The organism is Pseudomonas fluorescens (assembly GCF_001623525.1).
GTDB classification, from domain to species: domain Bacteria; phylum Pseudomonadota; class Gammaproteobacteria; order Pseudomonadales; family Pseudomonadaceae; genus Aquipseudomonas; species Aquipseudomonas fluorescens_Q.
In genome coordinates this window covers 4620191-4632641 of record NZ_CP015225.1, presented here as the reverse complement: position 1 = coordinate 4632641, position 12451 = coordinate 4620191, and the positions used below count along the sequence as shown (strand labels likewise).

11 protein-coding genes are annotated in these 12451 nt (G+C 61.4%); 9 read left to right on the top strand and 2 right to left on the bottom strand.

Translation table 11 applies throughout. The features are described 5' to 3' along the window. Positions 1–143: 143 nt before the first annotated feature. On the bottom strand, positions 144–287 hold the full coding sequence (locus TK06_RS32595) for a hypothetical protein (RefSeq protein ID WP_161951741.1): 144 nt from the start codon (positions 285–287) through the stop codon (positions 144–146). Between TK06_RS32595 and TK06_RS19915 the strand changes: the two genes are divergently transcribed. The 7 genes from TK06_RS19915 to TK06_RS19885 all read left to right on the top strand — a co-directional run bounded on the left by TK06_RS19915 (position 286) and on the right by TK06_RS19885 (position 9234). After that, positions 286–1635 carry a TolC family outer membrane protein gene (locus tag TK06_RS19915; RefSeq protein WP_063323482.1) on the top strand — a complete coding sequence of 450 codons (1350 nt, stop codon included), beginning with the start codon at positions 286–288 and terminating at the stop codon, positions 1633–1635. The genes TK06_RS32595 and TK06_RS19915 overlap by 2 nt on opposite strands. A 37-nt stretch (positions 1636–1672) precedes the next feature. Beyond that, positions 1673–3829 (top strand): type I secretion system permease/ATPase, encoded by a 2157-nt coding sequence (locus TK06_RS19910; protein WP_063325188.1) that lies wholly within the window; start codon positions 1673–1675, stop codon positions 3827–3829. After that, positions 3819–5186: an HlyD family type I secretion periplasmic adaptor subunit gene (locus TK06_RS19905; protein WP_063323481.1), complete on the top strand. Its 1368-nt coding sequence runs from the start codon at positions 3819–3821 to the stop codon at positions 5184–5186. The genes TK06_RS19910 and TK06_RS19905 overlap by 11 nt, the downstream gene beginning before the upstream one ends. 328 nt (positions 5187–5514) lie before the next feature. Further along, positions 5515–6426 (top strand): TauD/TfdA dioxygenase family protein, encoded by a 912-nt coding sequence (locus tag TK06_RS19900; protein WP_063323480.1) that lies wholly within the window; start codon positions 5515–5517, stop codon positions 6424–6426. 37 nt (positions 6427–6463) lie between these two features. After that, positions 6464–7489, top strand: coding sequence for an ABC transporter substrate-binding protein (locus TK06_RS19895; RefSeq protein WP_063323479.1), 1026 nt, complete (start codon positions 6464–6466; stop codon positions 7487–7489). Between the two features lie 5 nt (positions 7490–7494). Beyond that, complete coding sequence (locus TK06_RS19890) at positions 7495–8355, top strand: ABC transporter ATP-binding protein (protein WP_063323478.1); 861 nt, start codon at positions 7495–7497, stop codon at positions 8353–8355. 12 nt (positions 8356–8367) lie between these two features. Beyond that, on the top strand, positions 8368–9234 hold the full coding sequence (locus TK06_RS19885) for an ABC transporter permease (protein WP_063323477.1): 867 nt from the start codon (positions 8368–8370) through the stop codon (positions 9232–9234). A 288-nt stretch (positions 9235–9522) separates the two neighbouring features. Here TK06_RS19885 and TK06_RS19880 read toward each other — a convergent pair whose 3' ends face one another. Continuing rightward, on the bottom strand, positions 9523–9891 hold the full coding sequence (locus tag TK06_RS19880; protein WP_063323476.1) for a DUF6124 family protein: 369 nt from the start codon (positions 9889–9891) through the stop codon (positions 9523–9525). Positions 9892–10518: 627 nt separating this feature from the next. On the opposite strand from TK06_RS19880, the gene TK06_RS19875 reads away from it, so the two are divergent. Both TK06_RS19875 and TK06_RS19870 read left to right on the top strand, forming a co-directional pair. After that, a complete protein-coding gene (locus tag TK06_RS19875) occupies positions 10519–11007 on the top strand; it encodes a hypothetical protein (RefSeq protein WP_063323475.1) in 489 nt (162 codons plus the stop codon). Further along, on the top strand, positions 11000–12442 hold the full coding sequence (locus tag TK06_RS19870; RefSeq protein WP_063323474.1) for a TIGR01777 family oxidoreductase: 1443 nt from the start codon (positions 11000–11002) through the stop codon (positions 12440–12442). Before TK06_RS19875 ends, TK06_RS19870 begins: the two co-directional genes overlap by 8 nt. The last annotated feature ends 9 nt before the right edge of the window (positions 12443–12451 follow it).

The window sequence follows — 12451 nt, the reverse complement described above, 5'->3', positions numbered from 1 at the left end:
GTTCATGTTCACAAAGTAAGGTTATTTGACGCTTCTGCGTGTCAATATTTTGGCTGTGATTTTTCAATTATTTTGTTTGTGCCAAACTATTGACCTTATGCCGGCCATCCTAAACAATCATTGGCGTAATGTCACATTGATATTTAAGCGGCGACCTGTTCTTTCAGTGCGTGTTTCAGCTCCTGTTTTGAACTTTCCGACATACGGTCATTCCGGTTGCCATCATCCGATGCAGCGCCACGTTTCGCTGTGATCCAAGACAAGTGTTTCAGGAAGAAATCCACCATGCGTCTGCACCTGTTCAAGGCTTTACCCTTTGCCCTCGCCGCCAGTTTCGTACAAGCACAAACCTTGCCGCAGGCCATGCAACAGGCGCTGGATGTCCATCCTGAAATCCAGGCCGGCGTGAACAGTCGCCTTGCGGCGGACTACCAACTCAAGGCGGCCAAGGGTGGCTACCTGCCTAGAGTGGACCTTGCAGCCGGATACGGCCGTGAAGGCACCGACAGCGTCACCACCCGGTCGGGTGGGACCAATCATTGGGAAACCCTGAACCGCAGCGAGTCGAGCCTGCGCCTGTCGCAAATGGTTTTTGACGGTTTTGCGACGTCCAGCGAAGTTGGGCGTCAACAAGCCACCGTCAATGCCCGTGCCTACTCGTTGCTGGACGCGTCCGAGCGCACCGGGTTGACAGTGGCCCAGGTCTACCTGGACGTGCTGACCCGTCGCGAGTTCGTGCGCCTGGCCGAGGAAAACCTCAAGAGTCACGAGCGCATCTTCGACCAGATCAAGCTGCGCACTTCCCGCGGCGTGGGCAGCGGTGCCGACCTGGACCAGGCCGAAGCGCGCATGGCCCAGGCCCGCAACAACCTGATCACCGAACAAACCAACCTGGCCGATGCCGAGACCAACTACCTCAGCGCCGTCGGCCAACTGCCCGATCAACTGGAGCGGCCTGCTGATTTTCTGGCGTTGCTGCCGGCCAACCTGACCGAAGCCCGCGCCCAGATGCTGGAAAACAGCCCGGTGCTGCGTTCGGCCGAAGCCGACATCGCCGCGGCCGAGCAACAGTACGAAGCCGCCAAGTCGAGTTTCTACCCACGTTTCGACGCCGAGTTGGGTCGCACGGCCGACAACGACCTGGACGGCCAGAACGGTCACAACAATGAATGGCAAGCCATGCTGCGCATGCGTTTCAACCTGTATGCCGGCGGCAGCAACAAGGCGGACCTGGAATCCAAGTCTTACCTGTCCAACCAGGCGCTGGACATTCGCAACAACGCGCTGCGCCAGTTGAACGAAGAGCTGGGCCTGGCCTGGAACGCCTTGAACAACGCCAACGCCCAGGTGCCGGTCGCCCAGCAATACGTGGATCGCAGTGCCAATGTGCGCACTGCCTACCAGAAGCAGTTCAGCCTCGGTGAGCGGACCCTGCTCGACTTGCTCGACAGCGAAAACGAGCTGTTCAGCGCGTCCCGTCGTCTGGCCGAAATCAAGAACGTGCAGCTGTTCACCCAGTACCGGATCAAGGCGACCATGGGCCAGCTGTTGAAAAGCCAGGGTGTGGTCGCGCCGTTGGCATCGGTTGTGCAGAACGACATGAAGCCCAAGGTTCAGTTGCCTGGGATGAATTGAGTCTTACCACCCGTTTTAATCAGTCAGAGTGCAGAGCGTGGAATCAGAAGTCAGTCCAGTCGAACTAGTTCATGACCCGCGCACGCTGCACGACGACCCGCTGCTGGACGGCTTGCTGGCGCTTTGCATGCTGCATCAGAAGCCGGCCAGCGCGGCAATGCTCACCACCGGCCTGCCGCTGCCCAAGCAGCGGCTGAGCGTCGAATTATTGTCGCGCGCGGCGGCCCGTGCCGGCCTGCAAGGTCGGGTGCTGCAACGCAAGCTCGAACAAATCCCGACCATCGCCATGCCAGCGCTGTTGTTGCTCAAGGACGGCCGCAGTGCCGTGCTGCTGGGCTGGGTCGGTGACGATCAGGCGCGGTTGCTGCTCAGCGAAAGTGATGGCGGTGAGGTGACCATCAGCCGCGAACTGCTGGCCGATGACTACAGCGGCAAGGTGTTCTTCGCCCAGCCGCAGCATAAATTTGACGTTAACCACGGCACGCTGATTCCTCGGGCGCGTTCGTGGTTTCGCGACACCCTCAAGCGGTCCCGCTGGCTGTATGCCGATGCCATTGCCGCGAGCCTGCTGATCAACATCATCGCCATGGCCGCGCCACTGTTCGTGATGAACGTCTACGACCGCGTGGTACCGAACCAGGCCGAATCGACCCTGTGGGTATTGGCCGTTGGTATCATCGGCGCCTATGTCTTCGACCTGATCCTCAAGATGCTGCGTAGCCTGTGTCTGGATCTGGCGGGCAAGAAAACCGACCTGATCATCTCGGCGACGCTGTTCGAGCGCATCGTCGGTATGTCCATGAAATACCGCCCGGCGCGGGTCGGCAGCTTTGCCCAGAACATCCATGAGTTCCAGAGCCTGCGGGATTTCCTCGCTTCGCTGACCCTCACCAGCCTGATCGACCTGCCGTTCACCCTGCTGATCTTCATGGTCATCGCGATTATCGGCGGGCACCTGGTGTGGATTCCGGTGCTGGCGTTCCCGATTGCCTTGCTGATCGGCTACGCCTTGCAAAAGCCCTTGGTGGCAACCATGGAGCGCACCATGGCCCTGGGCGCCGAGCGCCAATCCAGCCTGATCGAAACCCTGGCCGGCCTGGATGCGGTGAAGGTCAACAACGCCGAGAGCGAGCGCCAGTACCAGTGGGAACAGACCATCGGCACCCTCAGCCGCCTCGAACTGCGGGTGAAGATGTTGTCCGGCCTGGCGATGAACATCACCTTGCTGATCCAGCAACTGGCCGGGGTGATCATGATCGTCTTCGGCGTTTACCTGATCATCGCCGGCAACCTGAGCATGGGTGGGCTGGTGGCCTGCTACATGCTCAGCGGCCGTGCCCTCAGCCCGTTGGCTTCGCTGTCGGGCCTGCTGACCCGCTACCAACAGGCGCGGGTGACCATGACCTCCGTCGACCAGATGATGGAGCTGCCCCAGGAGCGCAATTTCGACGAGCGCCCGCTCAGCCGCAAGGTGTTGCAGGGCGCCGTTGAATGCCGTCAGTTGAACTTCACCTACCCGAACCAGCAGAACCCCGCGCTGAAGAACATCAACCTGGTGATCAAGCCGGGCGAGAAAATCGGCATCATCGGTCGCAGCGGCTCGGGCAAGAGTTCCCTGGCCAAGTTGCTGGTGGGGCTTTATCAACCCGATGACGGCGCCTTGCTAGTGGACGGCGTGGACATCCGCCAGATCGACGTCAGCGAGCTGCGCTACAACATTGGCTACGTGCCCCAGGACATCCAGCTGCTGGCCGGCACCCTGCGGGACAACCTGACCTCCGGCGCCCGTTACGTCGAAGATGAACTGGTGCTCCAGGCCGCGGAACTGGCGGGCGTGCATGAGTTCGCGCGCCTGCATCCGCAGGGCTATGAACTGCAGGTCGGTGAGCGCGGACAAAACCTGTCCGGTGGCCAGCGCCAGAACGTCGCCCTGGCCCGTGCATTGCTGCTCAACCCGCCCATCCTGTTGCTGGACGAACCCACCAGCGCCATGGACAACACGGGTGAAGAACGCTTGAAACAGCGCCTGGCCGCCGTGGTGGAAAACAAGACCGTGTTGTTGGTGACGCACCGGGCATCCTTGCTGTCGTTGGTGGACCGCCTGTTGGTGATCGACCGTGGACAGATCCTTGCCGACGGCCCGAAAGCCGCCGTCATGGAAGCGTTGAAGAAGGGGCAGATCAGTGTTGCTTAAATCAGGTTTCAGGGGCGCTGTGGGCCGCTATTTCAAAGGCTCCGACTCGCTGCACGGCCAACCGCTGCCCGAAGTCAACAAGGCGCTGATCGAGGACGCTCCCCGGGTGGTGCGCTTGACGATCTGGGGCATCATCGGCTTCTTTGTGTTCCTGGCGCTGTGGGCCAACTTCGCCGTGATCGACGAAGTGACCAAGGGCGACGGCAAGGCGATTCCCTCATCCAAGATCCAGAAAGTCCAGAACCTGGAAGGCGGCATCGTCGCTGAGCTGTTCGTCAAGGAAGGGCAGATCGTCGAAGCCGGCGCACCGTTGATTCGCCTGGACGACACCCGCTTTGTCTCCAATGTCGGCGAAACCGAGGCCGATCGCCTGTCCATGCTGTTGCGGGTCGAGCGCCTGAGTGCCGAGGTCGATGACCGGCCGCTGAACTTCCCGGCCGATGTGCTCAAGGCGGTGCCGGGCCAGGCCGCCAGCGAGGAGTCGCTGTACATCAGCCGCCGCCAGCAGTTGCACGATGAAATCGGCGGCTTGCAGGAGCAGTTGATCCAACGCCAGCAGGAACTGCGCGAATTCGTGTCCAAGCAGGCGCAATACCGCTCAGGCCTGGCGCTGCAACGCCAGGAAATCAACATGTCCGAGCCGCTGGTGGCCCAGGGCGCGGTATCGCCGGTGGAAGTGCTGCGGCTCAAGCGCGCCGAGGTCGAGACCCGTGGGCAACTGGACGCCACGACGCTGGCGATCCCGCGTGCCGAATCGGCGATCAAGGAAGTGCAGCGCAAGATCGACGAGACCCGCGGCAAGTTCCGCAGCGATGCCCTGACCCAGCTCAATGAAGCACGCACCGACCTGAACAAGGCCCAGGCCACCGGCAAAGCCCTGGAAGACCGGGTGAGCCGGACCCTGGTGACGTCGCCCGTGCGCGGCATCGTCAACAAGTTGCTGGTGAACACCATCGGCGGCGTGATCCAGCCCGGCAGCGACCTGGTGGAAATCGTGCCGCTGGACGACACCATCCTGGTGGAGGCGAAAATCCGTCCCCAGGACATCGCCTTCCTGCACCCCGGCCAGGACGCCACGGTGAAATTCACCGCATACGACTACACCATCTACGGCGGGATGAAAGCCAAGCTGGAACAGATCGGCGCCGATACCATCACCGATGAAGACAAGAAGACTACTTACTACATCATCAAGCTGCGCACCGAACGCAGCCACCTGGGCACTGATGAAAAACCGCTGCTGATCATTCCGGGCATGGTGGCGTCGGTGGACATCATCACCGGCAAGAAAACCGTGCTCAGCTACCTGCTCAAGCCCATCATCAAGGCCCGGGCCGAGGCGCTGCACGAGCGGTAGTCCACAGCTGCCAATCGATGACTGGATAGCTTTTGTGGCGAGGGAGCTTGCTCCCGCTTGAGTGCGCAGCGCTCATCGCTTTTTTTGGGGCCGCTGCGCGACCCAGCGGGAGCAAGCTCCCTCGCCACAGGACCGTGTCGTTCCCTCAAGTTCTGCCATATGGTTATGCATTTTTAATATTTAAATTAACTTTCTTATACTATTAAAGTCATCCCCCTGCGTACCTGCCGACCAATCGGCGCGCCGCACGACACAAACCAACACGGTAACGCCGTGAGTTTTGATCGAGTGCGCGCCTGTTCAAGCGCGCCGTGCGTGGGAGTGATGTATGTCAGCCGTCTCTTATTCTCCGGATTCCCTTACCCCAAGCGCCGCGAACATCGCGCCGCAGACGTTCGAAATCCGTCCGTTCATCGAAGCCGTTGGCGCCGAGATCATTGGGTTGGACCTGTCCCGACCGATCAACGACCAGGACTTTGCCCGCATTCACCGCGCCCATCTGGATCATCACGTGGTGGTGTTCCGCGACCAGCAAATTACCCCGGAACAGCACATCGCCTTCAGCCGCCGTTTTGGCGTGCTGCAGATCCATGTGCTCAAGCAGTTCCTGCTGGCCGGGCATCCGGAGATCCTCATCGTCTCCAACATCATCGAAAACGGCCAATCCATCGGCCTCGGCGATGCCGGCAAATTCTGGCATTCGGACCTCTCCTATAAAGAACTCCCCAGCCTCGGCTCGATGCTCCACGCTCAGGAACTGCCGAACGAAGGCGGCGACACGCTGTTTGCCGACATGCACAAAGCCTGGGAGGGTTTGCCCGATGCGTTGCGCAAAGCGGTGGAAGGCCGTTCGGCGGCTCACTCTTACACGGCGCGCTACAGCGAGACCAAATTCGAAGGCAACTGGCGCCCGACGCTGACGCCGGAGCAACTGGCCCAGGTTGCCGAAGTCGTCCATCCCATCGTGCGCACCCACCCGGAAACCGGGCGCAAGGCGTTGTTCGTCAGCGAGGGCTTCACCACCCGCATCGTCGGCTTGCCGGAGGACGAAAGCCAAGCGCTGCTGGCCGAGCTGTATGCCCATAGCGTGCTGCCGCAGAACATCTATCGCCATCAATGGCAGCCCCATGACCTGGTGTTCTGGGATAACCGCTCGCTGATCCACCTGGCCGCCGGTTGCCCGAGCCATCTGCGCCGCAAGCTGTATCGCACCACCATCCAGGGCGACGCCCCTTTCTGATCGGCTGCGCCTGGCGCAAAGAGCTTGGAGAATCACCATGTCCAAACGCATCGCTTTTGCACCGCTGGCCGCTGCCATCGGCCTGGGCTTCAGTTTGCTGGCCGGCAGCCTGGTCACGCCGGCCAGCGCCCACGCCGAGGGCGAAATTCGTATCGCCGAGCAGTTCGGCATCGTTTACCTGTTGCTGAACGTGGTCCGCGATCAACAACTGATCGAGAAGCACGGCAAGCAGGAAGGTATCGAGATCAAGGTCGACTGGACCCAACTGTCCGGCGGCGCGGCGGTCAACGATGCGTTGCTGTCTGGCTCCATCGACATTGCCGGGGCCGGCGTCGGGCCGTTGTTGACGGTCTGGGACCGCACCCGTGGCAAGCAGAACGTCAAGGCCGTGGCCTCCCTGGGCAACTTTCCCTATTACCTGTTGAGCAACAATCCCAAGGTCAAGACCATCGCCGACTTCACCGAGAAGGACCGCATCGCGGTGCCAGCGGTGGGTGTTTCGGTGCAGTCGCGCTTCCTGCAATACGCCGCCGCCAAGCAGTGGGGCGACAAGGACTTCAATCGCCTCGACAAGTACACCTTGGCCGTTCCTCACCCGGATGCCACGGCGGCATTGATCGCCGGCGGCACCGAGTTGACCGGGCACTTTTCCAATCCGCCGTTCCAGGACCAGGCCCTGCAAAACCCCAGTGTCCACGTGGTGCTCAATTCCTATGACGTACTCGGTCCGAACTCGCCCACGGTGCTGTTTGCCACCGAGAAGTTCCGCGATGAGAACCCGAAGACCTACAAGGCATTCGTCGAGGCACTGACCGAAGCGGCCGAGTTTGCCCAGAACGACAAAGGCGCGGCGGCGGATACCTACCTGCGGGTGACCCAGGCCAAGATCGACCGGGCGACCTTGCTGAAAATCATCGATAACCCGCAGATCGAATTCACCGTCAACCCGAAAAACACTTACCCGCTGGCCGAATTCCTCTACCGCGTCGGCGCGATCAAGAACAAACCGGCATCGTGGGAAGACTATTTCTTCCAGGACGCCAAACCGCTGCAGGGGAGCTGATTGTCATGACCGCGCTTTTGCAAGGCCACGCGGCCAGCAACCCCACCTCTACCGGTACCGCGTTGTTGTCGGTGGATAACGTCAGCCTGGAATACCGCACCCCGCAGCGTGTGGTGCGGGCGACGCACCAGGTGAGTTTCGAAGTCGATCCGGCGGACCGTTTCGTATTGCTCGGCCCCTCCGGCTGCGGCAAGTCCACCTTGCTCAAGGCCATTGGCGGTTTCATCGCCCCGTGCGAAGGCGAGATTCGCTTGCAAGGCCAAACCGTCAACGCGCCGGGACCGGACCGGATCGTGGTGTTCCAGGAATTCGATCAACTGCCGCCCTGGAAAACCGTGAAGCAGAACGTGATGTTCGCGCTGTTGGCGTCTGGCACCCTCAAGCGTCGCGAAGCCGAGGAGCGGGCGCTGCATTACTTGGACAAGGTTGGCCTGGCGGCGTTTGCCGATGCCTACCCTCACACGTTGTCCGGTGGCATGAAAGCGCGCGTCGCGATTGCCCGGGCGCTGGCGATGCAGCCGAAAATCCTCTTGATGGACGAGCCCTTCGCCGCCCTCGATGCACTGACCCGGCGCAAGATGCAGGAAGAACTGCTGCTGCTCTGGGAAGAGGTGCGCTTCACGCTGCTGTTCGTCACCCACTCCATCGAAGAGGCGTTGGTGGTGGGCAATCGCATCCTGCTGCTGTCACCGCACCCCGGGCGTGTACGGGCCGAAGTTCACAGCCATCAATACGACTTGCATAGCCTCGGTGGCGTGGCGTTCCAGCACTCGGCGCGGCGCATCCATGGGTTGCTGTTCAATGAAGGCCAGCCGCTTGAAGCCGAGCGTGAGCTGGATTTCACCGACATTCGTATCGCGTACTGAGGGGAACGTTCCATGAGCCATTTATCGCCTGTACGTGAAGAGTACGAAGTCGACCTGCAACCGCTTACCCATGTCCCCCTGGAGCGCGAGCTGCCCCTCGGCCAGCGCCTCTGGCAACAGGGCTGGCTGCGCAAAAGCCTGATCCTGTTGCTGCTGGCGGTGGTGTGGGAAGCCGTGGCCCGCTACCAGAACAACGACCTGCTGCTACCGGGCTTCCTGCAAACCGCCAACGCGTTGTACGACGGTTTGCTCAGCGGCGAGCTGCTGGGCAAGGTGTGGATTTCCCTGGTGGTGCTGATCAAGGGCTACCTGCTGGGCATCGTCCTGGCGTTCGGCCTGACCACCCTGGCGGTGTCGACCCAACTGGGCCGCGACCTGCTCAGCACCCTGACATCGATGTTCAACCCGTTGCCGGCCATCGCCCTGTTGCCGTTGGCGCTGCTGTGGTTTGGCCTGGGGCAGAACAGTCTGATTTTCGTGCTGGTGCATTCGGTGCTGTGGGCGCTGGCGTTGAACATGTATGCGGGGTTTCTCGGCGTGTCGGAAACGTTGCGCATGGCCGGGCGCAACTACGGGCTCAAGGGGCTGCGTTTTGTGCTGTTCATCCTGATCCCGGCGGCGTTGCCATCGATTCTCGCCGGGCTGAAAATCGGCTGGGCCTTCGCCTGGCGCACCCTCATTGCCGCCGAACTGGTGTTCGGCGCCACCAGCGGCAAAGGTGGCCTGGGCTGGTACATCTTCCAGAACCGCAACGAGCTGTACACCGACAAGGTGTTTGCCGGGTTGGCGGTGGTGATTTTGATTGGGTTATTGGTGGAGAACCTGGTGTTCGACAGTTTGGAGCGGGTGACGGTGAAGCGTTGGGGGATGCAGCGCTAATCTGCGGGGTGAATGAACCCTGTGGCGAGGGAGCTTGCTCCCGCTCGACTGCGCAGCAGTCGCAAAACCCGGCAACGCGGTCAGCCAGAAGAAACACAGGGGCCTGCTTCGCAGGCCAGCGGGAGCAAGCTCCCTCGCCACAGGGGATCGGGTTGTCTGGGCTGGCGTCATCGCGAGCAAGCTCGCTCCCACAGTTGACGGGCGTTGATCTCGATATCTCAGTCGACACAAAAACCCTGTGGGAGCGAGCTTGCTCGCGATGGCGGTTTTCAACCCACCACGGGAACGTCAGCCCGACGCCTGGACCTCAAGCCGATCCATCGCCCTCTCCACCAACAAATGCACGCCATCGGCCATGCGGCTGATCGCCAGGATGACACTGCGGCGGCTGCCTTCAACGTCATCCGCCAGGTCGGCGGCGATGGCGCTGATGGACAGCAGGTCTTCGGAGGCATTGGCCAACAGGGTTTCGGTGTCGATGTCCGGGGCGACCATGAAGAGTTGGGATGCTTGGGTTTTACCCGAGGCTTCATCGGCCGGTTTGGGGTTGAGGTAGTAGTCGAGGGCGCGCTCGGCGGCTTCGTCGAGTTTTTTGGTTTTTGAGGATTTGTCGGAGTTGCCAGGGCCTCCTGGCGGATTCGGAGTTACCTTGAACATGTTTTGGCTTCCTATTCAATCAGAGCCGCCCTAGCTCGCTTGCACGCGATATAAGGGTGGCAGCTATGTGAGGGTGTGCAAGACCGAGTAGGAACCACCAAAAAAACCTCGGCAGACCCGAAGGTCTCCCCACACACAGCCGCCATAAAACACGGGCACGAATGCTCATTAAATGGCTGGTGGCATTATTTGGCGTTCTTTTACCCGGACTTGCACGTCCGTGTCACCGTTTTTTCAGTGACAAACCCAGACTAGCGGCGGGCCCCGAGCCGAACAAGTTCACCAACATCGCTACAACTTGAAGGAAATCTCCTAGGACCTGTTGCTTGCTGAAATGGAACACCAAACACGAACCTGTGGCGAGGGGATTTATCCCCGTTGGGCTGCGCAGCAGCCCTGAAACCAGTCTCCTCGGCGTGTCAGGCTGCGGGTGTTCAACCATTTGGGGCTGCTGCGCAGCCCAGCGGGGATAAATCCCCTCGCCACAATTGCGTTCGGCTTGGGTGTGGGGAACGCCTCAGGTGTTCAGGCGCGGATTTATTTATCGTTGGCCGGCCCGTTAGCCAGATAAAGCCACCTCCTTTTCCATTAGACTTGCGACCCTCCAGCAAGCCTTCAGGACACGGAATGCCAGTCCCTCAAAGCACCCTTCGCAAAGCCCTGGTCGTTTGGCTCTATGCCGCCGCCCTGATGCATCTGCTTGCCGGTATCACCCTGAGCTGGGCAGGCCATGGCGGGTTGCTCGATGGCTACCTGCAAAACATCGAACAGGCCTTCTGGGGCGCCGCCGCGGTGCCCGCGACGGCCAGGGCACAACAGGTCTGGTGGCTGGCCTTGTTCGGCGCCACGTTGCAAAGCTACGCGCTGTACATGCTCGCCCTCGTGCACATTGGCAATCGACTGAAGCGCGCCATGCCCTGGGGTTGGATCATCGCCGGCATCTTGCTCTGGGCGCCCCAGGACATGCTGATTTCTGCCCAGGCACGGGTCTGGTCGCACCTGTGGTTCGACAGCCTGGCACTGCTCGTTTTATTGCCGCCGCTGTTTTGGCTCTATCGCCACGACCGCCGCACCTCCCTGACTGACCACGCGCCGAGTGATGCAAACCATGCCTGACTTTTCCCTGCTGGACTGGGCCATCACGCTGTTGATCGCCCAAGCGATCCTCGGTGCGCTGGATACCCTGTATCACCACGAACTCACCGTCGCCTTGCCCTATCGCCACAGTGCCCGGCTGGAGCTCTCTATCCACGCCCTGCGCTCGTGCTTCTACGGGATCCTGTTCCTGGGCATGGCGCACTTGGCTTTCGAGGGGACGTGGGCGATCGTCATCGCGCTGCTGTTCGCGCTGGAGATCGGCCTGACGCTCTGGGATTTCGTGGTCGAGGACCGGACCCGCAAGTTGCCCGCCATCGAGCGCATCATGCACACGGTGCTGGCGGTCAACGGCGGGGCCTTCTTCGCGCTGTACGGCGTGCAACTGGCGCAGTGGGCGAGTTTGCCCACCGGCCTGAGCGCGATCGACCTGGGCTGGCGCGGTTGGTTGCTGACCTTGTTCGCCATCGGGGTCACGGCCTCGGGGATTCGCGACGGGTTGGCGGCCTTGCGCATGCAGCGCGCGGGCAAGCCCGCCAACCCGTTTGCCGGTGGCGCCTACAAGCGCGTGCTGGTCACGGGGGGCACCGGGTTTATCGGCGAGACACTGGTCAATCAACTGCTCGACGCCGGGCACACGGTCAGCGTGCTGGCTCGCGATCCCTTGAAAGCGGCCTATCTGTTCGACGGCCGCGCCCGGTGCCTGCGTTCGTTGGGCAAACTGGGCCATGACGAAACCTTCGATGTGGTGATCAACCTGGCAGGCGCACCGGTGGCCGGGCCGCGCTGGAGTCCCAAGCGTCAGGCGCAACTCATCGCCAGTCGGGTCAATACCACTGAAGCCTTGATGACCTGGTTGAAAAACGCCCGGCACAAACCGGCGTTGTGGATACAGGCCTCGGCCGTCGGTTTTTACGGCGTGCGTGACGCCAGCGAAAGTCTCGATGAAAGTGCCGCCCAGGGTGATGGTTTCATGGCTGAACTCTGTGTGCGTTGGGAAGCCTCAGCCCGGCCCGCCACGGAGTTGGGCGTGCGCCAGGTGGTGATGCGCCTGGGCGTGGTGTTTGGCCCGGGCGGCGCGTTGCTGCCGTTGCTGATTCCGTTTCGCCTGGGGTTCGGCGGGCGGATGGGCGATGGTCGGCAGATCATGAGTTGGGTGCACCGCGACGACGTCATCCAAGTGATCGCCCGGGCTTTCGATGACGAAAGCCTGAGCGGCACCTACAACTTGGTGGCGCCAGAAACGGTCAGTCAGGCGCTGTTCGCCGAAAGCGTCGGCAAGGTACTCAAGCGTCCGGTGTGGTTCCACATCCCAGCCGCGCCGGTGCGTGCCCTGGCTGGCGAGATGGCCCAGCTGTTTTTCGACGGCCAGCGCGTGGTGCCCAATCGTCTCGTCGAGGCCGGTTATACGTTCCGGTACCCGACCCTCGACGCTGCCTTGCGCGACCTGGCCTGAGGAGCGTCC

Excerpts from the sequence above, each read along its gene's own strand:
- TK06_RS19880 (WP_063323476.1), bottom strand. The coding sequence starts at position 9,891 with ATGTTCAAGGTAACTCCGAATCCGCCAGGAGGCCCTGGCAACTCCGAC.
- TK06_RS19900 (WP_063323480.1), top strand. The coding sequence starts at position 5,515 with ATGTCAGCCGTCTCTTATTCTCCGGATTCCCTTACCCCAAGCGCCGCG.
- TK06_RS19875 (WP_063323475.1), top strand. The coding sequence starts at position 10,519 with ATGCCAGTCCCTCAAAGCACCCTTCGCAAAGCCCTGGTCGTTTGGCTC.
- TK06_RS19895 (WP_063323479.1), top strand. The coding sequence starts at position 6,464 with ATGTCCAAACGCATCGCTTTTGCACCGCTGGCCGCTGCCATCGGCCTG.
- TK06_RS19885 (WP_063323477.1), top strand. The coding sequence starts at position 8,368 with ATGAGCCATTTATCGCCTGTACGTGAAGAGTACGAAGTCGACCTGCAA.
- TK06_RS19870 (WP_063323474.1), top strand. The coding sequence starts at position 11,000 with ATGCCTGACTTTTCCCTGCTGGACTGGGCCATCACGCTGTTGATCGCC.
- TK06_RS19915 (WP_063323482.1), top strand. The coding sequence starts at position 286 with ATGCGTCTGCACCTGTTCAAGGCTTTACCCTTTGCCCTCGCCGCCAGT.
- TK06_RS19890 (WP_063323478.1), top strand. The coding sequence starts at position 7,495 with ATGACCGCGCTTTTGCAAGGCCACGCGGCCAGCAACCCCACCTCTACC.
- TK06_RS32595 (WP_161951741.1), bottom strand. The coding sequence starts at position 287 with ATGGTGGATTTCTTCCTGAAACACTTGTCTTGGATCACAGCGAAACGT.